The sequence below is a fragment of the Nocardia sp. NPDC050710 genome (assembly GCF_040654375.1).
In the GTDB taxonomy this organism is placed as follows: domain Bacteria; phylum Actinomycetota; class Actinomycetes; order Mycobacteriales; family Mycobacteriaceae; genus Nocardia.
This window is the reverse complement of record NZ_JBFAHV010000004.1, coordinates 1-25,037: the sequence shown is the minus strand read 5'-3', so window position 1 is coordinate 25,037 and position 25,037 is coordinate 1. Positions and strand designations below refer to the sequence as shown.

The following is a 25,037-nucleotide window of genomic DNA, read 5'->3' as shown; positions in this document are numbered from 1 at the left end:
CGGTTCTACCCGCACAGATGGCCACCGGCGCGATTCCTCCCCTCGAGGATCGCGCCTCGGGCGGTCGGGATCAGCGGCGGCGGCGCGTACCGAACAGACTCCGGCTGATCTCCCGACCGGCCGCCGACGCCGCGGAACGCAGGAAGCTCATGACGGCCGGATTCCTCATGATGCGTTCGGCGGCGGATTCCTCCTCGACCTGCTTCGCTGGACGACCCGGTGCGGCCGTGGCCTCCGTGGCATTCCGGGCCGCCGCCTCGATCTTGGCGGTGAGCAGTTCGTAGGCCGATTCCCGGTCGATGGTCTGGCCGTACTTCGCGGCTAGTGCGCTGACCAGCGCACGCGATTCGATCTCGTCGTCGCCGATGGTGTCCATCAGCGAGCGCGGTGGCTGAATCCTGGTCCACGCCACCGGCGTCGGCGCGCCTTTCTCCGAGAGCACCGTCACGATCGCCTCGCCGGTGCCCAGTGAGGTGAGCGCCTCTTCCAGATCGTAGGCCTCGGACTTCGGGTAGGTGCGCACCGTTTTGGACAGCGCCTTCTGGTCATCGGGGGTGAAGGCACGCAGCGCGTGCTGGATGCGCGCACCCAGCTGGGAGAGCACCGGATTCGGGATATCGGTGGGCAGCTGGGTGCAGAAGAAGACGCCGACCCCCTTGGAACGGATCAGCTTGACCGTCTGCTCCACCTGATCCAGGAACGCCTTGGACGCGTCCGCGAAGAGCAGATGCGCCTCGTCGAAGATGAAGACCAGCTTCGGCTCATCGATATCGCCGACCTCGGGCAGGGTCTGGAACAGATCGGCGAGCACCCACATCAGGAAGGTGGAGAACATCACCGGCCGCGCGGCCTGCGCACCCAGTTCGAACAGCGTGATGACACCCTGCCCGCCCGCGGTCCGTACCAGGTCGGCCGGATCCAGTTCCGGCTCACCGAAGAAAGTGTCGCCGCCGTCGGCCTCCAGATTCACCAGCGCGCGCAGGATCACGCCCGCCGTGGCGGCGGAGACCCCACCGATCCCCTTCAGGTCTTCTTTACCCTCGGGGCTGGTCAGATGTGTGATGACGGCGCGCAGATCCTTCAGATCCAGCAGCGCCAGCCCCTGCTTGTCCGCCCAGTGGAAGATCAGTCCGAGCGTACTTTCCTGGGTCTCGTTGAGCCCCAGCACCTTACTGAGCAGCACCGGCCCGAAGGCGGTGATGGTGGCCCGGATCGGCACCCCGATGCCGCCGGTGCCGAGCGAGACGAATTCGGTCGGGAATCCGGCAGGCGCCCAGTCTCTCGCGCCGGTCTCGGCGGCCCGCGCGGTGATCTTCTCGTTGGACGCACCTGGTCGAGCCAGCCCGGACAGGTCACCCTTGATATCGGCGAGCACCACGGGAACGCCTGCGCGAGAGAGCTGTTCGGCGATGCCCTGGAGCGTTTTCGTCTTACCGGTGCCGGTGGCACCCGCGACCAACCCGTGCCGGTTCATGGTCCGCATCGGAATCCGCACCAGCGCGGCGGGATCCACCTGTCCGTCGACCACCACCGCGCCGAGTTCCAGCGCCGCGCCCTCGGCGGCGTACCCGGCGGCGATCTCCCGCGCGACCGACTCATCCGCGACGGCGGCGGCCGCCGTCGTCGACGTTTCCTGCTGGGCTGCCACCGAGGCTGCCTCGGCGGTCCGATCGGCCTTCGCCGCCGCCCCCGCGGCCGCCGTCACCGCATGCGCGCCGCTTGCCCCGGACGCGGCCGCCGCCTCCTGTTCGAGCAATTCCCGCTCGGCCGCCTCGGCGGCCGCCTGCGCCTCCGCCGCGACCCGGGCCGCCTCCTCCGCGGCCTTGCGGGCCGCGGCCGCCTTCTCCTGGGGGCTCGACCCACCCGCCTCCCGGCCGCCACCCCTCGTCGAATCGCTCCGCGATGCCTCGTTCACGCACGTCCTCCGTCTGGTCTGACTCCCGCGCAGGCAGGGTTCGCTGTCGTACCGAAAACGCTTGTGCCGATCTCTGTCGAAAGCCTATCCCCGCAGATCACATTCGGTGGGTCGCATGCTCGATGGCGTCGCCGACAACCTGCGACGTCCGGTAAATAGGAACCAGTAAGGTTGCCTGCGTGTCCGACAAACTTGTGGTGTGGATGGATTGCGAGATGACGGGCCTGCGCCTGGACAGCGACAAGCTGATCGAGGTGGCCGCGCTCGTGACCGACAGCGACCTCAATATTCTCGGTGAGGGCGTGGATATCGTGATCCACGCCGACGACAAGGCGCTGGCCGCCATGCCCGCGGTCGTGGCCGATATGCATGCGCGCTCCGGGCTCACCGAGGAGGTGCGCCGCTCCACCGTCACCCTCGCCGAGGCCGAGCAGCAGGTGCTCGACTACATCCGTCAGTTCGCCCCGGCCGCGGGAACGGTTCCGCTGGCGGGCAATTCGATCGCCACCGACCGCGGCTTCATCGCCCGCGACATGCCCGCGCTCGATAGCCACCTGCACTATCGGATGATCGATGTGAGCTCCATCAAGGAGCTGTGTAGGCGTTGGTACCCGCGCATCTACTTCGGCCAGCCGGAGAAGGGCCTGACGCACCGTGCGCTCGCCGACATCAAGGAGTCGATTCGCGAGCTGGAGTACTACCGGCGCACCGCGTTCGTGGCCGCGCCGGGCCCGTCCACCACGGAGATCGCCGCCGTCGCCGCCGAACTGAGCGGCACGGATGAGCCGGCACAGACCGCGGGAACGGCCCAGCTCAACGGCTCACCAGAGTCCGATTAGGGAGTCGGGGGGGTTACACGCTAATATCGAGCGCGCCGGTGATTCACCGGTGATGGTGAGTGTAGTTCAGTTGGTAGAGCACCAGGTTGTGATCCTGGCTGTCGCGGGTTCGAGTCCCGTCACTCACCCCACAAGGCCCAGGAGGCCCGAGCAATCGGATCTCCTGGGCCTTTTGTTTGCGGCGCAGAAGCTTTCCCCGAGAAATGTGTTGTGAAACGCATCATCTCCTGATTGTGGTACAGATCGCACGGCGATCCGTAGACTGCGAACACTATGGGGAGGTGTCGCCTGGACACCACCGGTCGACCAGAAAGACAACAGCTAGTGATGCGTTCCGCGGTAATCGCAGCCTTCGTCGGGGCCAGCCTGCTCACCAGCACCGCCGCCGCGGCCGCGGCATTACCCACCGTGCCGGTGGACTCCGGATCGGGCGCGGCGACCACCGGGTCCTCCAGCGGATCCTCCGGCGGGGCCACCACCACCGGATCCGGCGACTCCGGATCCGGCGCCGGACTGGAGCGACTCCTCTTCGGTGGACCGCTGATCTGCGCCGCGGTCGGCAGCGCGTTCAACGCGAACCTGACCTGCCCGGGCACACCCGGACCCAACATTCCCTGACCGGGGAACCCCATTCGAACGAGAACGGCCCCCAGCGTGTCCGCTGGGGGCCGTTCTCGTTGTCCATCCGGGAATCAGCGGGCGTCCGCGTTACCCGCCTTCCATTCCGGCCACGCGATGTTCCAGTCCCCCAAGCCATCCGTGCCCGACAGGGTGCCGCCCACCGTGTTCTTCACGATGGTGACGTCACCGCGCTTGGCGTTCTGGAATACCCACTGCGCGTTCGCGGGACTCAGATTCAGGCAGCCGTGACTGGTGTTGCTGTACCCCTGCGCGCCCACCGACCACGGCGCCGAGTGGAAGAAGATGCCGCTGTAGGAGATACGGGTCGCGAAATCGACAGGCGTCTTGTAACCGTCCGGCGAATTCACCGCCACACCGTAGGTCGAGGAGTCCATGATGATCTTCTCGTGCTTGTCGGCCACGATGTAGACGCCGTTATCGGTCGGCGTGCTGCTCTTGCCCATCGAGGTCGGCATGGTGCGGATCACCTGACCGTTCTGCTCCACGGTCACCTGATGGGTGTTGTCGTCCGCGGTGAAGATCACCGCATCGCCGACGGTGAAGAACGAGTGCAGATTGTCCTGACCGTAGAGACCGTTGCCGAGATCCTTGCCGTAGACGTTCACATCAATGGTGACCTTGGTGCCGGGCGCCCAGAAATGCTCGGGCCGCCACCGCACCTCGCGGTTGTTCACCCAGTAGAACGCGCCCTCCACCGGGGGGTTGGTGGTGATTTTGATCGCATCCTGGGCCGCCTTGCGGTTCGGGATGTTCTCGTCGAACTGCACCGCCACCGGCTGACCGATGCCGACCACCTCCCCCTCACCCGGGATCAGATACGGGTGGGTCTGATTGTCCGGGGAGCTGGTGGTGAAGCGCAGCTTGGTGGAGTTGGCGCCGCCCAACCCGATCGCGTCGGCGGTCAATGTGTAGGTCTTGCCATAGCCGAGTACCTCGGTGGTCTCCCAGCTGCGACCGTCCGCGGCCAGCTTGCCGGTCACCGGGCGGTCCTGCGCATTGACCAATTTCACAGCGGTCAATTTGCCGTCATCGACCTTGAAGGTCATCGGTACACCCGGTGATACGCCCACATCGCCGTCCTTGACCGGCGAGAGCAACTTCGGCTTGATCAATTCGGTGATCGGGTTACGGTCGATCGCCATGGGCGAACCGGTACTTCCCGATGATGTCGAGCAAGCCGTAAGCCCGAAAGCGAGTACAGCGAGCATGGCCACTGGTCCGGCTAGTTTCCGTATCGACCGACGACGACCGCGACCAACACTCATTATTCTCAACCCCGTTTCAAGTCTCGGCGCTCCTGGAGAACACGCCGATGGCTTCGGATCCAACCGATTGCACTGCTCAACCCACCGCGCAGGCGGGATCGGTCGAGACCACGTCCTGTCATTCTGCCAGCCCGACAGGACCGATCCAACGCGAAGACTCCCCCACACGATCAGGTTCCACCGGATAGATCCACGCGAGCCCGCCCCGTGTTAACACCGGCCGACGACCCGCGATCACCCCGCTCAACAGGCGATTTCACTTCTGCGGCCTCCTCCTGTTAATGTTTGTCCCGCACCGGAACACGGAGCAAGCGCCATTAGCTCAATTGGCAGAGCAGCTGACTCTTAATCAGCGGGTTCGGGGTTCGAGTCCCTGATGGCGCACCTTCACTCATACCAGGCCCATGCCCGTGTAGGCGTGGGCCTTGTTCGTTTCGTCACCTTTCACGAAAACGGCCATCCGGTGCGGCGGAGGCGTGGCGCGTGCCACGGCCTCGGCAGATGCGCTGAGATCGGACAATTCGGGCGGTTTCGATTGTCACGAGGTCGTGATCTATGGGGTCCATCGGTCACGGTTCGGACACGGAAATCGGGGTTCGGGCACAAAAATCGCGTTTGTTAGCCGAAAAATTATGTGAGCTAGCGCACAGGCGGTTTAGAAGCAAACTCCCAGCTCATGTCCATGATTTCGATCGCGGCCTGGGGTTTTCAAGATCGGTATCGCCTTCCATTCACTCTTCGTTCACCTTCCGTTCACCTTTCGTGACCATTCTGCAATCAGGTCGCAAACAGACCAGAGGTTCAGCAAGACCGAAGAGTGACGTACACACTTCGGGAAACGGCCGCAGTGGCGGGATCTGATCCCGTTCCAGTCGGCGGAGAGCGAATCCGGTTACGGAATCGTAATCCCCAACCTTCCGCCCAATGAGCGCAGCCGGACGAAAGTCCGACCGCTTCCGCGCGACGCCGCGGGCCGGGACCACGCCAGAGCGCGTTCCACGGCACCGCACACCTGATCCGCGTCGTGTCCGGGGACCCGAGTGTCCCTCACAACCAAACCACACAACAGCACATCTCTTTATCCGGCGAGTGGCCCACACGGCTCCCGCCATGGATTCGCACTGCCTCGAGGCAGCCGGATCGGTCCTGTCCCCGAAGAAGGAATCTACGCAATGCCTGATCGACGCATCTCTCGTATCCGCCGCACCACACTCCGCGAAGCGTTCACCTTCGCCGTCGCCGCAGCGGGCATCGTGGCCGTCGCAGCCTCGTCCGCGGTGTCGGTAGCCGATGACAGCGTCCCCGCTCGCATTGCGATCGTCGCCGACGAGCAGCCGATCGCCGCCGCCAATGAGGCGATCGCCCCCATCGCCGAACCCGCCCCGGCACCGGCACCCGTGGCCGTAGCCGTAGCCGAGGTCGCTCCCGCGCCGATGCCCGAGCCCGAGCCCGCGCCGCCGGCCCCGCCCGCGCCGCCCGCCCCGCCTGTCTACGCGGACAACCTGGACGGCTGGATCCGTCAGTCGCTCGACATCATGGCCGCCCACGGCATTCCGGGCAGCTACGACGGCATCTACCGCAACATCATCCGTGAGTCCAGCGGCGACCCGCAGGCCATCAACCTGTGGGACTCCAACGCCGCCATGGGCATCCCTTCCAAGGGCCTGCTGCAGGTGATCGACCCGACCTTCGCCGCGTACCACGTCGAGGGCACACCGTTCGACATCTGGAACCCGGTCTCGAACATCACCGCGGCCTGCAACTACGCGGCCCACCGCTACGGCTCGATGGACAACGTCAACTCGGCGTACTGATCCTCTGACGCATACCGGAGTCCGGGCCCCGATCGACACCGATCGGGGCCCGGACTTCTCGGCGTACGATGCTCGGGTGGCCGATTACGCGCATACCGATGCGTCGGTCAGCCGCCGTGCCGAGAAAGCGCGCCGTGTGGCCGCCTACCTCTGGGATCGGGGCGTCACCGCCGCCGAACTCGGAGACCTGCCCGCCGCGGTTCGCCGCAAACTGGCGCGCGCCGCGGGTATCAACCCGCCCAGTACCGACGAAACATGGTCGGTCGTGGCGCGACTGCTCGATGACAAGGACGCCTGGGCGGCTCGACACCCCGACCACCCCGCGGCCCGGCGCGGCCATACCGACGAGAAGATCCTCTGGGTGAAACCACCCGTCAAAGGGTGGCATGCGGAATAACCGACCTCAGGCCGTGCCCACGTCCGTCACGCGTTCCGCCTCCGGCACCACTTTGTCGGCCAGCGAGCGCACGGCCTCGGCCTCCCCCGCCGTCATCGGCTCGATGAAAAGCTTGCGCACGAGTTGCACATGGTTCGGCGCGGCGCGTTCGATGGCCCGCCGCCCCGCCGGGGTGAGCCGCACAATGATGCCGCGCGCATCGTCGGCCGCCGGGCGGCGATCGACGAGTCCGCGAGTTGCCATGCGCGCCAAATGTTTCGACAGTCGGCTCTTCTCCCAGCAGACCTCCGCGGCGAGTTCCTTGGCGCGCAGGCAGTCCTCGGGCGCGGCCGAGAGCGCGACCAGCAATTCGTAATCCGCCGGGGAGAGTCCGTCACCGGCCAGTCCGGCGGCCAGGGCCGCGTCCAGCCGCTGGCGCAGCCGCACATAGGCCTGCCAGGTCTCCTGCTCGTCATCGCTCAACCACTGCACCACGGGAATGATCCTAGTCTCCATTTGGTTGACATGGACACTAACTGCCTCCAGGAGGTGCCCATGCCCGCCATCACCGTTGACGACATCACAGTTCTGCCGCGTCTGCCCAGACCGGACCGGACCCTGCGGGAACGCCCGGTCAAGCAGCTCGTCACCGCGCACAAACAGCTCGAGGGCGCGGGATTCGAGGTCCGCAGGCCGTTCCCGAGCGTGGATCTACGTTCGGCGGATCCGTTCATTCTGCTGGATCAGATGGGTCCGGTGACGTATGAACCGCATGAGGCCAAGGGTGCGCCGTGGCATCCGCACCGCGGCTTCGAGACCGTCACATACATGCTCGACGGCGCCATGGTCCACCACGATTCCCACGGCGGCGGCGGCACCATCGGCCAAGGCGACACCCAATGGATGACGGCGGGCTCCGGCATCCTGCACGACGAGGTTCCGCCGGAGGAGCTCGTCGCTACCGGCGGCCTGTTCCACGGCATCCAACTCTGGGTGAACCTGCCGCGGACGCTCAAGATGGCCGCGCCGCGCTATCAGGATCTGGACAGTTCGACATTGACCCTGGTCAGCTCGCATGACGGCGGCGCGCTGGTGCGCATCATCGCGGGCGAGATCGGCGGATTCAGCGGTCCCGGTTCGACTTACACACCGATCGCCTACGCGCACGCCTCGATCGCTCCGGGCGGGCAACTGGAAATGCCATGGCCGCAACACTTTACAGCAATGGCGTACGTTTTATCCGGCAGTGGCGCGGTGGGTGCGCAGCGACGTTCATACACCGAAGGGCAGCTCGCGGTGTTCGGCCCAGGGGCCGCGATCACCATTTCAGCTGATTCTCAGCAACATAGTCCGACGGGCGATTTCGAGGTACTGCTGCTCGGCGGACAACCGATCCGCGAGCCGGTTGTACAGTACGGACCATTCGTGATGAACACCCGTTCCGAGATCATCCAAGCGGTGGAGGATTACCAGTCAGGACGGATGGGCAACATTCCAGCGGAGCACCTGAACGGCACTCGGCTCGGCTGATTCCAAGCCCATCGGGGCACCCCCTAATGCCCTAGTTCGGGACCGATGCGGTTGACAACTGGCCGGAGCGTCACGAAGGTGGATGCGGCGTCACCCGACAAGACGCCACATCCACCCCAGCAGACACAGAGGAATACATGAACGTTCGCCGGCTCACCGTCAGCGCCGCCGCCGCGGGCCTGACCCTCCTTGCGGCTCCGGCCGCCATGGCCGTACCCACCGGGTCGGCGGGGACGGGCTCGTCCGCCATCGATACCGGCTCGGCCGCAACCGGTTCGGCCGGTCTGTCGCAGACCGGTTCAGCAGGGGGCGCCTTCAACAACTGCGAGGACGCCAAGCGGGCCGGTCGCGCACCCCTGTTCCGTGGGGAGCCGGGCTACGGTCCGCACCTGGATCCCGACGGCGACGGATTCGCCTGCCCGACGGTCTGATACCGCTGAAAACGAAAACACCCGGTGTGGCCGAGCCACACCGGGTGTTTTCGTTTGCCGGAGTCAGCGGAAGATCTTCAGCAGCACCAGCCCGACGACCACCGCGCCCGCGCCGATCAGGCTGTACTTCACCTTCGGCTCGTTCAGCTTGGCCAGCACCATATGCTTGGTGTCGTCCGCGATCCGCTGCGGATCGGCGCGCACCGCGATCTCGTCGAGTGTGCTCGCGAGCCGGGTGCGGGCCTGCTCGATATCCCGCTCGATCCGCTCGGTATCCCTAGCCACGTAAATGTCCTCCTGTCGGATTGGCGTGCCGCCGGGCGCGGACAAGGCGCGAAGTGCAGGCCGTCCGCGAGTCACCAGGGCTCGCGGACGAGTGTATCCGCCCGCTCAATGCCGGGATCTTCGGTTACCGTGCAGAGCGTGACCGACAACCAACGACTCTCCCCGGGCGATACCGCCCCCGCGTTCACGTTGCCCGACGCCGACGGCAAGGAGGTCTCGCTCGCCGACTACCGCGGCCGCAAGGTGATCGTCTACTTCTACCCCGCCGCGAGTACGCCCGGCTGCACCAAACAGGCCTGCGACTTCCGCGACAACCTGGCCGAACTCAACGACGCGGGCATCGCCGTCCTCGGCGTCTCGCCCGATAAACCCGCGAAGCTGGCCAAGTTCCGGGACGCCGAGCAGCTCACCTTCCCGCTGCTGTCCGATCCGGATAAGAGCGTGCTCGCCGAGTGGGGCGCGTTCGGCGAGAAGATGATGTACGGCAAAACCGTCACCGGCGTCATCCGCTCCACCTTCCTGGTGGACGAGCAGGGCAGGATCGAGGTCGCCCAGTACAACGTGCGGGCCACCGGCCACGTCGCCAAGTTGCGCCGCGATCTGTCGGTCTAACTCACTCGAAGGTGCGGACGAAGTTCTCGTAGCCGTCCAGCATCCGAGCCAGGCCGAATTCGAAATCGGCCTTATTCCAGTCGATTTCGTCGTCGAACGGGTTCACCGAGAGGGCGGCGGCCACGTTGGGAAAGCGCTGCGGGTCGATCAGCCGCTGCGATATCGCGACGTAGTCGTCGTCCTCGGCATCGTCGATGGAGAGACCGCGGGCCATCCGCATCCGGCCCATCACGTAGAACGTCAGGTTCATCACCAGTTGCATCCGAATCGGCTCCGGCACCGCGGTTTCCGCGAGGGTGCCCAGCCCGACCTCCAGCCACGCGATGTTGTTCGGGCCCATCGGCGGGTCATTGAGCGGGATATCGAGCCACCACGGGTGACGTTCGATGGCCGCGTACTCGGCCAGCGCCCAGCGCTGTAGCCCCTCCCGCCAGTGCGTCCCCCGCGGGATCTCCGGTGGCGCCCCGATCACCCGATCCAGCAGCAATTCGATCAGCGTCTGCTTGCTGTCCACATAGCGATACAGCGACATCGCGGTGAATCCGAGTTGCTGGGCGACCCGATTCATCGAGAGCGCCGCGAAACCTTCCGCATCGGCCACCTCGATCGCGGCCTCGATGATCTGGTCCAGGGTCAGCGCGCGCTTGGGGCCGCGACTAGATAAACAGTTTCTCTCATCGGAGAACCCATGACCCCCGAACCACCTCCCGCACTCGCGGTGCACCGACTCGGCAAGGCATTCGGCGAGCACGTCGTACTGTCCGGCATCGACCTGACCATCGCCGCAGGCAGCGTCTTCGCCCTTCTCGGGCCGAACGGCGCGGGCAAGACGACATTGGTCCGCATTCTCGCCACCCTCAGCGAACCCGACAGCGGCCGAGCCCGCGTCTTCGGACACGACCTGATCCACGAGCCGGGGACGGTGCGGCGCCGCATCGGCGTCACCGGTCAGTACTCGGCCGTCGACGGCGTACTCACCGGAACCGAGAATCTCCGGCTCACCGGCCGACTGCTGCATCTGCACCGGAGGCGGATCGAGGAGCGCACCGCCGAACTGCTCCACCGCTTCGGTCTGACCGAGGTCGCCGACCGCCGGGCCGCGACTTACTCCGGTGGGCTGCGCCGCCGCCTCGACCTGGCGATGAGCCTGATGGGCGGCCCCGCCCTGATCTTCCTGGACGAACCGACCACCCGCCTGGACCCGCGCAGCCGCCGCGAACTGTGGCAGGTGATCAAGCGACTCACGGCCGACGGCGCGACCGTCTTCCTCACCACCCAATATCTGGAGGAGGCCGACCAGCTCGCCGATCGCATCGCGGTGCTGGACAACGGCACCATCGTGGCCGAGGGCACGCCCGCCGAACTCAAACAGCTCGCGCCGGGCGGCCACATCCAACTGCGTTTCGCCGACGCCGAACAGTTGGCGTCCGCCGCCCGCGCCCTCGACGACCATCTGTTCCCGGCCGCCGGGCGCAGTCGAACGGATCCGGCGCAGCTCACCGTGCAGGTGCCGTCGAACGGCAATGCGGGCGATATCAAAAGTGTGCTCGACCGCCTCGACAGTCTCGGTATCGGCGTCGAACAGCTCACCGTGCACACCCCCGATCTCGACGATGTCTTCTTCGCCCTGACCGGACATCCGACCCTGACCGAACCCGCCGCATGAACGGGACAATTCCGATGACCACACCATCCCCCGCCCTGCGCACCCTCCGCGCCGCCCAGGACTCCGCCGCCATGCTGGACCGCAATGTCCGGCATACCCTGCGCAGCCCCGACACCATGATCATGATCGTCGCGCTGCCGCTGCTGATCCTGCTGATGTTCGTCTATGTCTTCGGCGGCGCGATGGACGTCGGACCCGGCCCCTACATCGACTACGTAGTCCCGGGCATCATCCTGCTGTGCGCCGGATTCGGGGCCGCGTCTACCGCGGTGAGCATCTCGACGGATCTGACCGACGGCATCGTCGACCGGTTCCGGACCATGGATATCGCCCGCTCCGCGGTGCTCACCGGGCACGTCGTGGCGAGCCTGATCCGCAATATGATCACCACCTGCCTGGTGATCGGCCTGGCCGTCGCGCTCGGCTTCCGGCCGACGGCCGATCCGCTGCGCTGGCTCGCCGCGCTCGGGGTGATCGCCATATTCGTACTCGCGCTCTCCTGGCTCGCCGCCGCACTCGGTCTGTTGGCCCGCAATTCGGAGGCGGCCAACGGATTCACCTTCGCCTTCATGTTCCTGCCGTATGTCAGCAGCGCGTTCGTGCCGCCGGAGTCGATGCCGAGCCGGCTGCACTGGTTCGCCGAGAACCAACCCGTGACGCCGGTGATCGAAACCATGCGCGGGCTGCTGATGGGCGCCCCGATCGGGGATAACGCATCGCTCGCCGTCGGCTGGTGCGTGGGGATCGCAGTGGTCGGCTATATCGCGGCAGGCCGGATATTCCGGCGGCGGACCGCCGACTGAGAACCGTGAGGTCCGGCGCCACACGGGCGCCGGACCTCATGGTTACCGCTGTCGATCGGATCAGACGGAAGTGAACTGCTGTGCCGCCCACTGCATCATCAGGCGGACATGGTTGTCCCACCACGTGTAGGACTCCGGGGTGCCCGCAGGCGGCGGCAGGGTCTCCCCCGGGAACAGCATCAGGCCGTCGGGTATGCCGACCCTGGTAGTCGGCCCGGGGATTCCGGTGCCTGGCAGCAGCGGGGCCGAGGCCGGGCTCTCCGACTCGTGCATCGGCTCGGCCGGATCGAGCGTCAGCGGGCGATCCTGCTTACCCCACACCGCGGGGCCGGACCACATACCGGTGCCGAAGTTCGCCATCGTCGGCTGGTCGGTCACCGGTTCCGTGCCCGCCACCGGTGCGCGGCCGGGATCCCATCCTGGCTGCACCGTGATACCAGCGGTGGAACCGCTCGCCGATCCGCTGTCGACGCCGAGGGGCCCACCGTCGGCGACCGCACGGGAATCCGCGGTGACGCGGGCGTCTGCGACCACGGCCGAATTCGTGACCGACGCATGGCCCACGGCGTACAGGCCGCCCGCGACCAGACCGCCCGCCACCACACTCGCCGCCGCGACCATCGCCACCATCCCGCGGCCGCGATGCGCCTGCTCGACCGATTCGGATACCGCCGCCACATCCGCCATCGCGGACAGGGCGGCGCCGATGGCAGGCGCGGACGCCGCGATCCTGCACGGCAGCACCGGCGCGCCGAATCCGTCCACCGCGGCGCGCACCGCGGGTGCAGCGGCGCCCGAACCGATCAGCACCACCGCGTCCGGACGCACCGCGGCCGCCTCGAGCTGATCCCACACCGCGGCAACCGCGGCGCCGAGCGACTCCTTGGTGGCGTCACCCGCCTGGCTGGTCGCGGCCAGCACCCGGTTGCGACCACGATCGACGAGCGTGAACGCCTGATGTCCGGGGACCACTTCACCGATGAGCAGGTCGTCGAACTCACTGAGCCAGGTCATCACCCCGGCGGCACTCAGGTGCGCGGATTTCGTCGACACCAGCGAGGCGCTCTGCCAGGGACCGGAGGCCAGCCTGGTGACGATGGCCCGGCGCTCGGCGGCGTCGCGGTAGGCCACCGCGGTACCTCCGATCTCCCGATCCGGGCCGATCTCGGCAGCGACTTCGTCCATCGCCGTCTCCACCGCCGCCGCCACATCCGCCTTGCTATCGCCGTGCGTCTTCTTCACCCGGTGGACCAGAACACGTTCCGCTATCTGCTCGCCGGATTCGGCCAGAGCTACCACGTGAACGGCGCCACGTTCGGTGGAAACGCCAAGGGTGACCACAGATCGAGCTACCACAGATACGCCTTCCCGGTGCGACTTCCGGACGTCATCCGCCCGCGCCTATGCCCTGCCTCAGGGCCGGATCGTCCCCGAGTGCACGGGGAGCACACTGCCGAAACGTCCGTGCGGATCCACGCACGCTCGGTTATGTGTTCGGTGCCACACCGGTTCAGGATGGGTGATGAAATGTGACAGAACTGGACACGCGAACCAAGTGCGCGTGTCGCGTGCATGTCGGTACCGCTAGCCTTGATGCGTGGATGTACACACGCAGGCCAGGGCGAAGCGTCACCTGGACCCCGCGTTGGAGCTGCAGGACGACCCGCAGGAGCTCATGCCGCGGCGCCGACCGACGCAGGAACGCAGTAAGCGCAAGTTCGACGCGCTGCTGCAGTCGTCCAGGGAACTTCTGGTCGAAGTAGGGTTCGAATCGTTCACCTGTGAAGAGGTGGCCGCGCGCGCCGAGGTGCCGATCGGCACCCTGTATCAGTTCTTCGCCAACAAATACGTCATCGTCTGCGAGCTGAATCGCCAAGACCTGGTTGCGGTTTCCCAGGAGCTGGCCGATTTTCACGGCGAGGTTCCCTCGCTGGACTGGCTGCGACATATGAACCAGTTCGTGGATCACCTGGCCAGTCTGTGGATGACCGACCCGTCCCGGCGCGAGGTCTGGCTGGCCATGCAGTCGACCCCGTCCACGCGGGCCACCGGCGCCATTCACGAGAAGGAGTTCGCCGAGGTCGTGTCGCAGATGCTGCGGCCGCTGACCCCGCGGACCCCGCGCGCGCGCCGCACCATGATGGCGGAAGTGCTCGTGCACGTGGTCTATTCGATGCTGAATTTCTCGGTCCAGGACGAACAGGGCCATGCCGAAGCAGTTTCCGAACTCAAGCGATTGATGGTCGCGTATCTGCTGGTCGCGGAGAAGGAATCCCGCTCTGCCAGTCTCCCCCGCCATCCCGGGTCCGCGCACAAGTAAGCGTCGCGCACCGGCGGGTCGATCCGCCGCCCGGCCGGGCCGGACGACAGAAACGGTTACCTCATTTGGTTGCTTCGCGGCCTTCGATGAGATCGGCCAGCTCGCCCGGGTCCTCCAACACCACCATGGCCGCGGCGGTATCGCCGTCATGGGTCAGCGACAGGTGAACCCGTGCGCGAGGCAGGAATTCCGCGGCCAGACCGTGCAATTTGATACTCGGCCTGCCCCATGCGTCGTTGACGACCTCGATCAGCGGATACGGATTGTCACCGATCTGCGGGCGGCGGGCGAACCGGGACGATGCCCAGGCCTTGAGCACCGCCTCTTTCGCCGCCCACCGCGCCGCGAAGCTCCGCGCCGGGTCGGTTCCCTTGCTCTGGCAGTACCGCCGTTCACCAGCGGTGAAACTCTCCCGGAGCATGGTGGTTCCGGCACGTTCGAGCTGTTCGGCGAACTCGGAGATTGTCACCAAGTCCAAACCGATACCGAGGATCGTCACAAACCGGCAGCCTACGGCGCGGCGGGGCCGACCGGGGCCGAACCGTCCACGGGCAATTGCCCGGTGTTGCAGCCGAAGCCGTTCGCCCGGTAGGTACCGTCCGCGTCGAGACGAGCCTCGGCCGAGAGCAGCATATCCGCCTCGAGCTGGCGAATCTTCTTGGCGGGCGTGCCGTCGCCACCGAGCCTGCGGTCCGCGGGCCGCTCGTACAGCGGTGCGCCGCCGCACATGGCTTCGGCGAAACGCTGCCGTCCGGCCAGCTGACGCTGCTGCGCCTGCCGTTGGTATTCCTCGCGCCGTCCCGGCTCGATCGCCTGGATGAAGGCCTCCGGATGCACCACCGCCAGCAGACCGGAGACGTGCCCGAATCCGAGCGAGGTCACCAGACCCGCCTTCAGCGGGAACCGATCGCCGAAACGCAGCGGCTCACGCGCCCACACCAGGTGCGGGTAGGCCTGCATCTTCTCGTCCACGCAGTCCAGGCTCCGGTTCGGCGGCACCACACCGTGTTCCAGCACCTGGCACAGGCCGATCAGCTGGAACGCGGCCGCGCCGCCCTTGGCGTGCCCGGTCAGGCTCTTCTGCGAAATGACGAACAGCGGAGCGCCTTCCGTGCGACCGATGGCCGTGGCCAGCCGCTCGTGCAGCTCGGACTCGTTCGGGTCGTTGGCCGCGGTCGAGGTGTCGTGCTTGGAGATGACCGCGATATCGTCCGGGCCGATGCCGAGCTTGCGCAGTTCGCTGGCGAACCGGGAGTCACGGCCGCCGCGACCGGCGCCGAGCGCACCGAGGCCGGGCGCCGGAATGGAGGTGTGCACGCCATCGGCGAAGGATTGCGCGAACGCCACCACACCGAGCACCGGCAGACCGAGTTCCAGCGCGATATCGCCGCGAGCCAGCAGCACGGTGCCGCCGCCCTGCGATTCCACGAACCCGCCACGACGGCGGTCGTTGGCGCGGGAGAAGTACCGGTCGCTGATGCCCTTGGCGCTCATAACCGCCGAGTCCGCGGTGGCCGACATATCGCCGAAGCCGACGATGCCCTCGATGCCGAGATCGTCGAAGCCGCCCGCGACCACCACGTCGGCCTTGCCGAGGCGGATCTTGTCGACGCCCTCCTCGACCGAGACCGCCGCGGTCGCGCACGCCGCCACCGGGTGCACCATCGCGCCGTAGCTGCCGACGTAGGACTGCACCACATGCGCCAGCGCCACATTCGGCAGCGCCTCCTGCAGGATGTCGTTCGGGCGCGACTCACCGAGCAGGTTGTCGATGTAGAGCGAGCGCATCGAGGACATGCCGCCCATACCGGTGCCCTGAGTATTCGCCACCAGGCTCGGATGCACCCAGCTCATCAACTCGGCCGGGCTGAACCCGGAGCTGACGAACGCGTCCACCGTGCAGGCGATATTCCACAGCGCGACCCGGTCCACCGAGGCCGCCATATCGGCGGAGATGCCCCAGATCGTCGGATCCCAGCCGGTGGGGATCTGACCGCCGACGGTGCGCGAGAGCTTCGCCTTGCGCGGCACCCGGATCTCCGTGCCCGCCTTGCGGGTCACGGTCCAGTCGCCCGAATCGAGGACCGGGGTGATGACGGTGTGCTCCGGGTCGGCGGTGTGGAAGGCGCGGGCCTCGGCCTCGCCGCCCACCGTGAACGACAGGTCCTGGTCGAGGAAGACCGAGGTCATCAGCGGCGCGGCATTGTCGATCATGGCGCCGTCGTCGCCGTAGCGGCGCACACCGCAGCGGGCGACCACCGCGTCGTGATAGCGCTCGGCCAGCTCGGATTCCGGTACGTAGTCACCGGATTCGGCGTCGTACCAGCCGGGCTTGGGGTCGTTCTCCCAGGTGACCATGCCGGTGGTCCAGGCCAGTTCCAGCACGCCCGCGGCGGAGAGTTCGTCCTCGACCTCGACCTCGAAGCGGGTGCGCGCGGAGCCGTACGGACCGAGTTCACCGGCGCCGACGATGACGACCATATCGGCGAGATCGGCGGTGACCTCGCCCCATTCGGGAACCGGGAGCGCCGAACTCATGGTCGGCGGCGCGGGCAGGGCCGAGATGGTGGCCGCCACGGCGGTCTCCTCGGATTCGGCCGCGGCCTGCTCGGCGGCCTGCTTGGCCAGCGCGGGCAGATCCAGCTTGGCCCTGGCCAATCCGCCGGTCAGGTCGATCTGCTGCGGTCCGGCCGCGGTCACCTGACGGGCCCGCGAGGTGCACCACTTGAGCAGTTCGTCGGCCATCTCGAGGGTGGACCAGGTGTGCACACCCGCCTTCTCGACCGCTTCGACCATCGGGTCGTTGTGGCCCATCAGACCGGTGCCGCGCACCCAGCCGATCAGCGCGTGCACCAGGGTGACCCGCGCCGACCAGGACTTCTCGGCTCGCCACTTGGCGACCACCGCGTCCAGTGCGGCCTTGGACTCACCGTAGGCGCCGTCGCCGCCGAACATGCCGCGGTTGGGTGAACCCGGCAGCACCACATGCAGTTTCGCGTCCACGTCATGGTCCGCGCCCAGCGCCGAGAGCCCGCCGATGAGGCGCTCCACCGACCAGAGCAGGACCCGCATCTCCATTTCGGCGCGCGCGCCGGCATCGGAGAGGTCACCGGCCACCCGCGGCGCCGCGAACGGCAGCAGGAGGGTGGGCGTCATCGCGTCCTTGGTCTTGACCTTGGCGCCGCCCGCACTGTCGACCTGTTCGTTGCCGACCCAGTCGATGAGCGCGTCGATATCGGTGTAGGAGGCCATATTCGCGGGCACCACCCAGAGGGCGGCACCGTGGCGGGCATTGTCCCGGTACAGCTTCCGGTAGAACGCGAGGCGCTCGTCGTTCAGGCTCGAGGTGGTGACCACGACGGTCGCGCCGCCGCTGAGCAGTCGCCCGGTGGCGGCCGCCGCGATGGAACCCTTACTGGCACCGGTGATCACCGCGACATCGGAGGACCACAGACCGGGCTCCTCGGTGCTCAGCGCCGCCTCGGCGATGCGTTCGTAGAGCCGCGCGAGCACCGAACGGGCCTCGTGCTTGGCCCGCTCGCGCCACCAGTTGGCCTGCGCGGCCACGGCTTCACCCGCACCGAAGAAGGTGATCACCGGACCCTCCGCGGCCGAAACAGCACTCGCGGTGTCGTCGAGCAACCACAGGCGGGCCAGATCCTCGCGGGCGGTGGCCCAGCGGTCGTCGATCAGCACGGCCTTCTTGGCGTCGAAGGCGGGCGCGACCAAACGCGGCCAATCCGAACCCAATTCGGCGGAGACCAGATCGGCCAGCGACTCGTCGTTCGCCTCGGCCGCGGAGATCTGCTCGGTCAGCCCGAGCTCGTCCAAGATCACCCGGGCCGCCTTCGCCAGCACGCCGTCGCGGCCGGTGATCTGCTCGGTGAACTCACCCAGCGCCGCCGCGTCCACGGTGCCGCCACCGCCACCACCGGCGGCAGGCAGCGTGACCGCGACCCCGCGCCGGGCCGCGACCGCCTGCACCGCGGCATCGATGGCCGCATCGACCGAGGCGCCGTCGCCCAGCGAACCCGAGACCAGGCCGCCGAGATCGCCGCCGCGCACGCTGGCGCCTTCGCGGGTGCCGAGTGAAACCTCGGCGGTCACGTGGTGCGCCCAGCCGTCGCCGAGCTCCCAGACCTTCTTGACGCGTTCGGCGATCGCGGCGGGACGCTTGCCGGACGGGCCGAACACCTTGCGCAGGTGGTCGCCGACCGAGTCGGACAGCACCGAGCCGAATGGCTTGTAGGTGCGGGCCAGCCGCTCCACCGTGGCCGACAGCGCGCCCATATCGGCATCGGCCGCACCGTCGATGGCACCGAGCGAAAGCTCCGAGCCGAGGTCGACGAGCAGCTGGTTACGCCGCGAGGAGACGCCGTCGCACAGACCCTCGATGGTGTCGACCGGGCCGATCTGGTCCAAGCGCAGCTTGGTCCACAGCGCGATGAGCACGCGGGTGGCGTCGGCGGCCGTGAAGGCGATGTCGTCCGGGCGGGGGCCGCCCGAACTCGCCACCGGCGCCGCGGCCACGGGGGCGGCGGGAGCCGCGGTGGCCGGAGCGGTTTCGACGGTCTCTTCCGGCTCGTCGACCGGTGCCGGGTCGGTGTCGGTCGAGTAGACGACCCCGGCCTCGCGCTCGATATTGAGCACCTCGACGGTGGCGGTGCCGAAGCTCGGCAGCTTCAGCGTCTGGCTGGCCAGATTCGCCACGGTCGGCGTCGCGCCCAAACCGATTTCGACGAACCGCTCGACCCCGAGCCCGCCGTGCGCGGTATCGGTGAACAGCAGGTCCTGGGTTTCGATCCAGCGCACCGGGCTGGCGAACTGCCAGGCCAGCAGCTCGATCAGGACCACACGGCACAGATCGGTCGGGCGCGCGGACCAGCTGTCGAAGTCGGCGAGCACGGCGGCCAGCGGCTCGGACGGCACCAGATCCGCGATCTCGGCGATGAATTCGCGATCCAGCGAGAACGGCTTGGGCACCAGGTTCGGGATGTAGTGGCCGACCAGGATCTCAGGGTGCAGATCCGCGGGGAGCAGCTGCTCGAGCTTGTGCCGGAACTCCGGCACACCCTTGCGCAGCACCGTGGAGTGGAACGGCACGTCGATGCCCGGCACCAGGATGAAGGCTCGCTTACCACCGAATTCCGCACGGCGGCGGTCGATCTCGGCCTCCAGCGCCTCCAGGCCCGTGACCGTGCCCGCGATGGCGTACTGCGAGCCGCGCAGGTTCAGGTTCACGACCTCGAGGAACTCACCGACCTGTTCGCCGATGCCCGCGACAAAGCCGACGACCTCGTCGTCGGGCAGCCCGATCTGCGAGGGCCGGATGGCGGCCATCCGATAGTCGCTGCGGCCCTGGGCATCCCGGGGCACCAGCTCGTGCATGGCGGAGCCGCGCTGGAACACCACCTCGAGCACCGCCTCCAGCGGCAGCACCCCGGCGACCGCGGCGAGCGCGTTGTATTCACCGACCGAGTGACCGGCCAGCATCGCGCCTTCCACGAAGGCGCCCGCCTCGCGCAACTCGGCGACCTGGGCGACACCGAGGGTTGCCATCGCGACCTGGGTGAACTGGGTCAGGTGCAGTACGCCGTCCGGATGCCGGTGCTCGACGCCGCGCGCCTTGAGGTAGGTCGGGTTGTCTCGCACCACGGCCAGGATGGAGAAGCCGAGCGCCTCGCGGGTGTGCTTGTCGGCGCGCTCCCAGATCGCCTTGGCGGCCTTCGAGCGGGTGCGGGCGTCCAGGCCCATACCCTTGCGCTGAATGCCCTGGCCCGGGAAGGCGTAGACGGTTTTCGGGGCGGCGGTGCGGCCGGTCGCGGTCATCACCAGGTCGCCGCCGGTGCGGCAGGAGACCTCGATGATCTCGGCGCCCGCGTCGACCGCGATGCGCTCGACACGCACGTCGATCTCCGCGCCGGGGCGCACCATGCCGAGGAAGCGGGTGGTCCAGGCCGTCAACGTGCGCGCCGGGATCGAGCTGGCCGGATCCACCGCCGAGACCGCGTGCTGGGCCGCGGCCGACAGCCACATGCCGTGCACGATCGGGCTACCGAGCCCGGCCAGTTTGGCGGCGGCCTCGCTGGTGTGGATCGGGTTGTAGTCACCGGAGACGGCGGCGAAGGCGTGCATGGCGCGCGGCGCCACCATGGTGACGTCGCGGCGCCGGCGGCGCGGGGTGTCGCTCGCGGTCTCGGAGACGGCGCCTGCGGCCCGCGGCGGGTCGGCCAGCTCGCCCGCGCCGTTGCGTCCGCGGATGGCGAAGCGTTCGGTGAGCGTCGCGACGGTGGGCATGGACAGCCCGGTCTCGGGCTTGTCGAGCATGCCGGTGATCTTCACCCGCACCTCGACGACCCGGCCCATATCGGTGTCGACGGTTTCCCCCGCCGTGGCGCGAACGACGAGCACGCTGGTGTCGGTGGGCAATTCGCCGACCAGTTCGATCTGGTGATCGAGGTGCACCAGGTCGAGCATGCCCTCGATGACACTCGCACCGTCCGCAGTACGGGTGGCGCCGAGCACCGCGAATACGGCGGGCCAGCAGGCGCCGACCAGCACATCGGGCACGGTGCGCCCGAGCGTACTCAGCGACGCGGGCAGACCCGAGCCGGTCACACCCGCATGGTCGGCGATGAGGTCCGGGGTCCACGCCACATTGAGGTGCGCGGTCCCGCCCTTCACCTCCGGCAGCGACTGACCCGCGGCGACCGCGAGCAGGGCGGACATGGCGGTCTCGGCGTCGGCCTCGGTGATGACCGGGGCGCCGCCGTTGGAGACGGACACCGGGACGGTGATCCGGATGTTCACCGCATCGCGGCCGAGCAGCGGCACCGTCAGCTCGACATAGGAGTCCTCGGCCTCCGGGCCGGTGGTCTCGACCAGCGTGGCGCCGGTGCGCGGGTGCACCGCGCCCTTGCCGTCGACGGTCCATTCGGCGAGATCGCCGAGGCGGTGCACGGGGTTGATGGTGGTGCGGCCGGACCATTCCACATCGGGCGCGGCCAGCACCGCGGCGAGCGGGCCGCTCGTCACGTCCGCGGCGCGGCGCGCGTCGACCGCCGTCGGCACCACACCCGAACGCACCAGCGAGTAGGCGGTGTCCTGCTCGAAGCGGTCGAGCAGTTCACCGACCGGTTCGTCGACCCGGGTGATGCCAGCGACCGAGACGGTGCCGGGGATGACGCAGACCTGGTCGGCCGAGTACCGCGGGTCGTGGGCCTGCCACAGCGAATCCGAGCGCCACCAGCGGCGCACGTCGCCGTCCACCACGGGTACGAAATTGACCGGCTTGCCGGGGGTTTTGCACAGTGTGACGAAGAACGGCACATCCGCCGGGTGCAGCAGGGTCCGCTCCGCGGCCGGGTACTGCTTCTTCAGCTCGCAGATCGCCTCGACCGGATGCTCGAACCGGTCGTCGGAGTCGAACAGTGTCGCGATCTCGCCGCGGTCGGCCGGGTGGAGCCGGGATTCGGTGCGACGCATCATCTCCGCGAATCGGTCACGCCAGGTGATGTCGAGCCAGACCGACCGGGTGGCGTCGAGAATGGCGTCGCCGAGATCGCTGCCGCAGTCGAAATCCTTGCGGCGGTCCAGGCCGACGGCCAGCTCGACGTAACGCTCCAGCCACTCCAGGTAGGTCATGGTGGCCAGATCGCCGAAGTAGGGCTTGGCGGTGGCGTCGAGCGCCGCGATGATCTCGTCCCGGCGCGCGGCGACCGCGTCGGTGTCGCCCGCGACCTCGTCGAGCAGACGGCCGGTGCGCGAGGCGGCATTGTCGATTTCGTGGATATCGGCGCCCAATTGGCTACGGCCCGAGGCCATTCCGCCGGTCGCGGTGCCCGCGCCGACCCAGTCCGGGGTGCCGGGGGTGTCGACGAGCAGCTGCTTCACCTCGGGGGCGGTGGTCGCCTCCAGCGTCGCCATGGCGGCGGTGCCGACCAGCACACCGTCCAGCGGCATCGCCGGGTAGCCGTACCCGGTCGACCACACGCCGGTGAGGTATTCGGTGGCGCGTTCCGGGGTTCCGATACCGCCGCCGACACACACCACGACATTGGCGCGGTTGCGCAGCTCGGCGTAGGTCTCCAGCAGCAGGTCGTCCAGGTCCTCCCAGGAGTGGTGCCCGCCTGCCCGGCCGCCCTCGATATGCATGATCACCGGGTAGTCCGGGACCTCGTCGGCGATGCGCAGCACCGCGCGGATCTGGGTCACCGTGCCCGGCTTGAACGCGACGTGTGAGATGCCGACCTCGGTGAGCTCCTGGATCAGCGCGACGGCCTCCTCCAGTTCGGGAATGCCCGCCGTGACGATCACACCGTCGAACGGGGCGCCCGCGCTGCGCGCCTTCTGCACCAGCCGCTTACCGCCCAACTGCAGCTTCCACAGGTAGGGATCGAGGAACAGCGAGTTGAACTGCACCGCACGACCCGGGTGCAGCAGTCGCTTCAGCTCGGCCACCCGGTCGGCGAAGATCTGCTCGGTCACCTGACCACCACCGGCCAGCTCCGCCCAGTGGCCCGCATTCGCCGCGGCCGCAACGATTTTCGCGTCCACGGTGGTCGGGGTCATCCCGGCGAGCAGAATCGGCGAACGGCCTGTCAGCTTGGTGAAGGCGGTCTCGACGACGATGCGCCCGTTCGGCAGACGCACCGGGCGCGGCGCGTACGCCGACCACGGCTGCGCCACCTCCGGCGCGGCGCCCGGGGTCAGCAGGCTGCGCTGCCCCGAGCGGGTCGCGGCCGCGACAATGCCGACGCCGGTGCCCTTCAGCGAACCGCCGGTGATCCGGCTCAGCAGGTCGCCGGGGCCCAGGTCCAGAATCCACTGCGTGCCCGCGGCGATCACGCCGTCCACGGCCTCGACCCAGTCGACCGGGTCGACCAGGATATCCCGCGTCAGCGACTCGGCCAGTGCGGTATCCAGCCCACATTGCTTGGCCCAGCCGGTCACCACATCCACCGTGTCGGCCAGGGCCGGATGGTGGAAGGCGACGTCGACCAGCACATCCTCGAATACCGGCGCGAACACCGCGCCGCCGCGCTGCTTGGCATCGCGCGCCCGGCTCTGCTCATCGTGCATCTCCGCGCAGCGCTGACGCACCCGATCCAGCTGGTTCGGGGTACCGGAGAGCACCACCCGGCGGCGTCCGTTGCGAATCGAAATCACCGCGGCCGCATGGGGATCCACACCCACCGACACCTCCGCCACCACCGCGCGCAGCTGCTCGGGATCCACATTCGATACCGCGACCATCGAGGAGCGCTCACCGACCGGCATCAGCCCACGCCGGCGCGCCACCAAACCCGCCGCGGCACCGATCAATTGCGCGATGGCCAGCAGCTCGGCGTCCCGCGTGCCGCCCGCCTCCACCGCGGTGGCGGCCAGCCGCCCCTGCGAGTGACCGACAACCGCGACCGGCGCGTGCTCGGCCGGATCCAGGCCCTGCAGCCGCAGCGCGCGCAGCGCCGCCAGCTGGGACAGCAGCACGCCCGGCATCGACACCGCGGCCGAGCGCAGCACCGCGTCGGACGGCGCGGCCGAGGTCTCGCCCTTCTCCGCGTCGACCAGTTCCTCTTCGAGCATCCACCCGATCGGGTCGAAGCCGACCGGCCGTACCACCAGCAGTTGGCGTGCAACGGGCTCCAGCAGTGCGGCCGCCTCGTTGACCAGCGCGGTCAACTCCGGCTCCAGCGCGCTGTCGCGCCCGATCTCCTCCAGCTCACCCAGCCACTGCGCGCCCTGCCCCCCGAACGCGAGTGCATACGGCGCACCGTTCAGTAGACGATCCAACAACGGTGCCCGCACCCCATCTCGCTGGGCAGTCACCTTCGCGCTCGGTCCGGTCCCGGTCTCGGTGCTCTCGTTGATCGTCAAGACGCTTCGACTTCCTTCTCCTGGCGACATGCCCGGCACGGACACGCCGCTCCCTCCGGTTCGCAGCTACTCCGCAACCTCTAGGCCTGATGTGGGCGAGGATTCCACAAAATCATGAGGAAATCCTCACGTTTGGGTTGCGGTCGGGCACTTACCAACCGGTATTTCAGTACGCTAGTACCAGAATATTCGGAAACATGACGCTTCCTCATGTTTGAACCCGCTGGTCCATTCGGTTACCAACACGTACGAAACATGAGTGCTCCTCATATTGAGCTTTATCAAACCGTTATAGTCCCAGGTCGGGTTACCGGTGAGTACGACACTCCTCACAGAAGCTTCGCGATCCCGGTCAAGCCCGGTAGAGTTTGGACGGTCGTACCATCAAGCGCGAGTGGCGAAATTGGCAGACGCGCCAGATTTAGGTTCTGGTGTCCACGGACGTAGGGGTTCAAGTCCCCTCTCGCGCACAGATTCACGTCAGATGTGACACTTTTTCGTGCCGCGTGTCGGAGTGCACTCGCACACACGGAGGCCGACCAGTGAAGACACCTTCTGACCTGCATCATGTTGACGCGCCGGACGTCGTCAGCGACCGGTTTCGCCGTGGCCGATGCGCTCATCGAGGCGCTCGGCCGCGGCGGGCTGAAGGATGCGGACCGT

The 25,037-nt window shown here is 67.7% G+C and carries 18 protein-coding genes and 3 tRNA genes; 13 read left to right on the top strand and 8 right to left on the bottom strand.

What is annotated here, in order from left to right:
• Positions 1–70 precede the first annotated feature (70 nt).
• On the bottom strand, positions 71–1,915 hold the full coding sequence (locus AB0H61_RS10090) for a helicase HerA-like domain-containing protein (RefSeq protein WP_357301391.1): 1,845 nt from the start codon (positions 1,913–1,915) through the stop codon (positions 71–73).
• A 179-nt stretch (positions 1,916–2,094) separates the two neighbouring features.
• Here AB0H61_RS10090 and orn point away from each other — a divergent pair, with 179 nt between their 5' ends.
• The 3 genes from orn (at position 2,095) to AB0H61_RS10075 (ending at position 3,372) form a co-directional block, all read left to right on the top strand.
• On the top strand, positions 2,095–2,754 hold the full coding sequence (gene orn / locus AB0H61_RS10085; RefSeq protein ID WP_357301388.1) for an oligoribonuclease: 660 nt from the start codon (positions 2,095–2,097) through the stop codon (positions 2,752–2,754).
• Positions 2,755–2,809: 55 nt separating this feature from the next.
• Positions 2,810–2,885: transfer RNA gene (locus AB0H61_RS10080), tRNA-His, on the top strand.
• A 196-nt stretch (positions 2,886–3,081) separates the two neighbouring features.
• Entirely contained in the window at positions 3,082–3,372 is a 291-nt protein-coding gene (locus tag AB0H61_RS10075) for a hypothetical protein (RefSeq protein WP_357301385.1), read from the top strand.
• A 74-nt stretch (positions 3,373–3,446) separates the two neighbouring features.
• Here AB0H61_RS10075 and AB0H61_RS10070 read toward each other — a convergent pair whose 3' ends face one another.
• Positions 3,447–4,661 carry an Ig-like domain-containing protein gene (locus tag AB0H61_RS10070; RefSeq protein WP_357301382.1) on the bottom strand — a complete coding sequence of 405 codons (1,215 nt, stop codon included), beginning with the start codon at positions 4,659–4,661 and terminating at the stop codon, positions 3,447–3,449.
• Between the two features lie 311 nt (positions 4,662–4,972).
• On the opposite strand from AB0H61_RS10070, the gene AB0H61_RS10065 reads away from it, so the two are divergent.
• The 3 genes from AB0H61_RS10065 (at position 4,973) to AB0H61_RS10055 (ending at position 6,872) form a co-directional block, all read left to right on the top strand.
• Positions 4,973–5,045, top strand: a tRNA-Lys gene (locus tag AB0H61_RS10065).
• A 788-nt stretch (positions 5,046–5,833) separates the two neighbouring features.
• Positions 5,834–6,475 carry a transglycosylase SLT domain-containing protein gene (locus tag AB0H61_RS10060; protein WP_357301379.1) on the top strand — a complete coding sequence of 214 codons (642 nt, stop codon included), beginning with the start codon at positions 5,834–5,836 and terminating at the stop codon, positions 6,473–6,475.
• Positions 6,476–6,551: 76 nt separating this feature from the next.
• The gene (locus AB0H61_RS10055) at positions 6,552–6,872 is read left to right on the top strand and encodes a hypothetical protein (protein WP_357301376.1); all 321 of its coding nucleotides are present in this window, start codon (positions 6,552–6,554) and stop codon (positions 6,870–6,872) included.
• 6 nt (positions 6,873–6,878) lie between these two features.
• Here the strand turns inward: AB0H61_RS10055 and AB0H61_RS10050 are convergent, their stop codons facing one another.
• Complete coding sequence (locus tag AB0H61_RS10050; protein ID WP_357301373.1) at positions 6,879–7,346, bottom strand: MarR family winged helix-turn-helix transcriptional regulator; 468 nt, start codon at positions 7,344–7,346, stop codon at positions 6,879–6,881.
• A 60-nt stretch (positions 7,347–7,406) separates the two neighbouring features.
• On the opposite strand from AB0H61_RS10050, the gene AB0H61_RS10045 reads away from it, so the two are divergent.
• Together AB0H61_RS10045 and AB0H61_RS10040 are read left to right on the top strand one after the other, a co-directional pair.
• Complete coding sequence (locus AB0H61_RS10045) at positions 7,407–8,381, top strand: pirin family protein (RefSeq protein ID WP_357301371.1); 975 nt, start codon at positions 7,407–7,409, stop codon at positions 8,379–8,381.
• A 137-nt stretch (positions 8,382–8,518) separates the two neighbouring features.
• Entirely contained in the window at positions 8,519–8,812 is a 294-nt protein-coding gene (locus AB0H61_RS10040) for an excalibur calcium-binding domain-containing protein (protein ID WP_357301368.1), read from the top strand.
• Between the two features lie 63 nt (positions 8,813–8,875).
• Here the strand turns inward: AB0H61_RS10040 and AB0H61_RS10035 are convergent, their stop codons facing one another.
• The gene (locus AB0H61_RS10035; protein ID WP_357301366.1) at positions 8,876–9,097 is read right to left on the bottom strand and encodes a DUF3618 domain-containing protein; all 222 of its coding nucleotides are present in this window, start codon (positions 9,095–9,097) and stop codon (positions 8,876–8,878) included.
• 138 nt (positions 9,098–9,235) lie between these two features.
• Between AB0H61_RS10035 and bcp the strand changes: the two genes are divergently transcribed.
• Positions 9,236–9,709, top strand: a complete 474-nt coding sequence (gene bcp, locus AB0H61_RS10030; protein WP_357301363.1) for a thioredoxin-dependent thiol peroxidase — start codon at positions 9,236–9,238, stop codon at positions 9,707–9,709.
• Between the two features lies 1 nt (position 9,710).
• Here the strand turns inward: bcp and AB0H61_RS10025 are convergent, their stop codons facing one another.
• Positions 9,711–10,331, bottom strand: coding sequence for a TetR/AcrR family transcriptional regulator (locus tag AB0H61_RS10025; protein WP_357302257.1), 621 nt, complete (start codon positions 10,329–10,331; stop codon positions 9,711–9,713).
• Between the two features lie 66 nt (positions 10,332–10,397).
• Here AB0H61_RS10025 and AB0H61_RS10020 point away from each other — a divergent pair, with 66 nt between their 5' ends.
• On the top strand, positions 10,398–11,375 hold the full coding sequence (locus AB0H61_RS10020) for an ATP-binding cassette domain-containing protein (RefSeq protein ID WP_357301360.1): 978 nt from the start codon (positions 10,398–10,400) through the stop codon (positions 11,373–11,375).
• Between the two features lie 14 nt (positions 11,376–11,389).
• Positions 11,390–12,178 carry an ABC transporter permease gene (locus tag AB0H61_RS10015; protein WP_357301358.1) on the top strand — a complete coding sequence of 263 codons (789 nt, stop codon included), beginning with the start codon at positions 11,390–11,392 and terminating at the stop codon, positions 12,176–12,178.
• Positions 12,179–12,238: 60 nt separating this feature from the next.
• Here AB0H61_RS10015 and AB0H61_RS10010 read toward each other — a convergent pair whose 3' ends face one another.
• Entirely contained in the window at positions 12,239–13,534 is a 1,296-nt protein-coding gene (locus AB0H61_RS10010; protein ID WP_357301355.1) for a hypothetical protein, read from the bottom strand.
• A 319-nt stretch (positions 13,535–13,853) separates the two neighbouring features.
• Between AB0H61_RS10010 and AB0H61_RS10005 the strand changes: the two genes are divergently transcribed.
• Positions 13,854–14,498, top strand: coding sequence for a TetR/AcrR family transcriptional regulator (locus AB0H61_RS10005; protein WP_357302254.1), 645 nt, complete (start codon positions 13,854–13,856; stop codon positions 14,496–14,498).
• 61 nt (positions 14,499–14,559) lie between these two features.
• On the opposite strand, the gene AB0H61_RS10000 is transcribed toward AB0H61_RS10005, so the two are convergent.
• Together AB0H61_RS10000 and AB0H61_RS09995 are read right to left on the bottom strand one after the other, a co-directional pair.
• Positions 14,560–14,997: a holo-ACP synthase gene (locus AB0H61_RS10000; RefSeq protein WP_357301352.1), complete on the bottom strand. Its 438-nt coding sequence runs from the start codon at positions 14,995–14,997 to the stop codon at positions 14,560–14,562.
• Between the two features lie 11 nt (positions 14,998–15,008).
• On the bottom strand, positions 15,009–24,374 hold the full coding sequence (locus AB0H61_RS09995; protein ID WP_357301349.1) for a fatty acid synthase subunit beta domain-containing protein: 9,366 nt from the start codon (positions 24,372–24,374) through the stop codon (positions 15,009–15,011).
• A 388-nt stretch (positions 24,375–24,762) separates the two neighbouring features.
• Between AB0H61_RS09995 and AB0H61_RS09990 the strand changes: the two genes are divergently transcribed.
• Positions 24,763–24,844, top strand: a tRNA-Leu gene (locus tag AB0H61_RS09990).
• Positions 24,845–25,037: the final 193 nt, after the last annotated feature.

Coding starts and splice junctions, on each gene's coding strand:
- AB0H61_RS10075 (WP_357301385.1), top strand. CDS start 3,082: ATGCGTTCCGCGGTAATCGCAGCCTTCGTCGGGGCCAGCCTGCTCACC.
- AB0H61_RS10060 (WP_357301379.1), top strand. CDS start 5,834: ATGCCTGATCGACGCATCTCTCGTATCCGCCGCACCACACTCCGCGAA.
- AB0H61_RS10020 (WP_357301360.1), top strand. CDS start 10,398: ATGACCCCCGAACCACCTCCCGCACTCGCGGTGCACCGACTCGGCAAG.
- AB0H61_RS10045 (WP_357301371.1), top strand. CDS start 7,407: ATGCCCGCCATCACCGTTGACGACATCACAGTTCTGCCGCGTCTGCCC.
- AB0H61_RS10005 (WP_357302254.1), top strand. CDS start 13,854: ATGCCGCGGCGCCGACCGACGCAGGAACGCAGTAAGCGCAAGTTCGAC.
- AB0H61_RS10040 (WP_357301368.1), top strand. CDS start 8,519: ATGAACGTTCGCCGGCTCACCGTCAGCGCCGCCGCCGCGGGCCTGACC.
- AB0H61_RS10070 (WP_357301382.1), bottom strand. CDS start 4,661: ATGAGTGTTGGTCGCGGTCGTCGTCGGTCGATACGGAAACTAGCCGGA.
- AB0H61_RS10015 (WP_357301358.1), top strand. CDS start 11,390: ATGACCACACCATCCCCCGCCCTGCGCACCCTCCGCGCCGCCCAGGAC.